This is a genomic window from Candidatus Erwinia dacicola, assembly GCF_001756855.1.
Taxonomy (GTDB): Bacteria; Pseudomonadota; Gammaproteobacteria; order Enterobacterales; family Enterobacteriaceae; genus Erwinia; species Erwinia dacicola.
In genome coordinates, this window is the sequence record NZ_MAYS01000286.1 from 1 (window position 1) to 2231 (window position 2231).

The following is a 2231-nucleotide window of genomic DNA, read 5'->3' on the forward strand; positions in this document are numbered from 1 at the left end:
GCTGTGGCCAGTATTAGTTGGCCACTACACTTTGTTATGGTTAATAAAATCAACATCACATATAATCGAGTCCAATACATCATAAAGGCAACGTATCATTGCATGGGGATAATGTCGTGTTATGTTTTTTTTGGATTTTACATCCATCTTCCAGCAACCCTCTTGGAATGTTTAGTTTTGAACCGTCTATAGCAAAAAGTCGGTGCCCTTAATTATTTTTCCCTGATATAATTTCATTAGAAACAGAACAACCAATTTGGTGTCTGTTGATCTTTCCTTTTTTGCCATGAATTGGCAATTTTTGAACATGAATCATAAAATTTTTTATTCAGATAGTGATATATATCCATCAGCATACTCTCCGAAAAGCCTAGATTTTTATAGCATAGTTGCTTTTTTAACCGAATGCCATTGCCGGGCACAGCTCCTCCAGCGCGCCTTCAATTTCAGGGATCCCGGAACCTGCGGCTTCAGATGCGAAGGTGCACACCAGAAAATAGCCAACCTCCGCCAGCAGGCGCAGGAAATCGCCGCGCTGGGCAGGCACCACGTGCAAATCGTCAGTTAGATTGCTGAGTCATAGGCCATTTATTTTTATTGTAGAAATTGGTCAAAATCTTACCTGTTCTCGCCAGTAAAGCCCGCGCTTAATTTCTCTCTAATCGTGTCAGAAACAGCAACAGCCTTTGGCTGGTCCGCGAATTTACCTTAGAATAGACAGGTTTTTTAATGAATGTTCAGGAGCGGTTCCATGAGTAAGTCTGAAAACCTGTACGCTCAGGCGCAGCAGTTAATTCCCGGCGGCGTCAATTCGCCAGTGCGAGCCTTTAACAGCGTTGGTGGCGTACCGCTGTTTATCGAACGCGCTGATGGGGCTTATCTTTTCGATGCAGACGGCAAAGCCTATATCGACTATGTCGGCTCCTGGGGCCCGATGGTGCTGGGGCACAACCACCTCGCCATCCGCAACGCGGTGATTGAAGCGGCTGAACGCGGCCTGAGCTTCGGCGCTCCAACCGAGATGGAAGTGAAGATGGCAGCACTGGTCACCGAGCTGGTGCCGACCATGGATATGGTGCGCATGGTAAACTCCGGCACTGAAGCCACCATGAGTGCGATTCGTCTAGCGCGCGGCTTTACCCACCGCGATAAAATCATCAAGTTCGAAGGCTGCTACCACGGCCATGCTGACTGCCTGCTGGTGAAAGCGGGTTCCGGCGGCCTGACTCTCGGCCAACCAAACTCCCTAGGCGTGCCGGCGGACTTCGCCAAACACACGCTGACCTGCACCTACAACGACCTCGACTCAGTACGCGCAGCCTTTGAGCAGTATCCGCAGGAAGTGGCCTGCATCATCGTTGAGCCAGTCGCTGGCAACATGAACTGCATTCCGCCGCTGCCGGAGTTCCTGCCGGGCCTACGCACGCTGTGTGACGAGTTTGATGCGCTGCTGATTATCGATGAAGTGATGACCGGCTTCCGCGTAGCGCTGGCGGGTGCTCAGGCTTATTACGGCGTGGAGCCGGACCTGACCTGCCTCGGCAAAATCATCGGCGGCGGCATGCCGGTCGGTGCCTTTGGCGGCCGTCGTGAAGTGATGGAAGCGCTGGCGCCTACCGGCCCGGTGTACCAGGCCGGCACGCTGTCCGGCAACCCGATCGCAATGGCCGCAGGCTTCGCTTGTTTGACCGAAGTGGCATGTACCGGTACGCATCAAACGCTGACCGAGCTGACCACCCAGCTGGCTGACGGTCTGCTGACGGTGGCGAAAGAGGAAAATATCCCGCTGGTGATTAACCACGTCGGTGGCATGTTCGGCCTGTTTTTCACCGACGCCGCCAGCGTGACTTGCTATGCCGACGTGCAGCAATGCGACGTTGAGCGCGTTAAGCGTTTCTTCCATCTGATGCTGGAAGAGGGCGTTTATCTGGCCCCGTCCGCGTTTGAGGCCGGCTTTATGTCGCTGGCGCACAGCCTGGAAGATATTCAGCGCACCATCGATGCGGCACGCCATAGCTTCGCGAAGCTGTAAACCGCAATGCAAAGGGTCGATCAGCAAAGACGATTGCCCCCTTGGATTCATGCTGTAATATCCGGGCGGGGCATACTTCTGATGAATCCCCAGAAAACAAGACAGGCATAGTGTAATGTGATCTAATTGATTGCGCTAACAATTTCAAGGAAATCACCGCTATGCCTGCCCGTGTATTTATGCCAAAAATTCTTTAAAA

1 protein-coding gene and 1 pseudogene are annotated in these 2231 nt (G+C 52.3%); one reads left to right on the top strand and one right to left on the bottom strand.

All coding sequences use genetic code 11. The features are described from left to right. Window positions 1-415: 415 nt before the first annotated feature. Window positions 416-517 (bottom strand): annotated as a pseudogene (locus tag BBW68_RS18825) (hypothetical protein); the annotation flags it as partial. A 234-nt stretch (window positions 518-751) separates the two neighbouring features. On the opposite strand from BBW68_RS18825, the gene hemL reads away from it, so the two are divergent. Further along, window positions 752-2032, top strand: a complete 1281-nt coding sequence (hemL, locus tag BBW68_RS08520) for a glutamate-1-semialdehyde 2,1-aminomutase (RefSeq protein ID WP_070134950.1) — start codon at window positions 752-754, stop codon at window positions 2030-2032. The last annotated feature ends 199 nt before the right edge of the window (window positions 2033-2231 follow it).

Coding starts and splice junctions, on each gene's coding strand:
- hemL (WP_070134950.1), top strand. CDS start 752: ATGAGTAAGTCTGAAAACCTGTACGCTCAGGCGCAGCAGTTAATTCCC.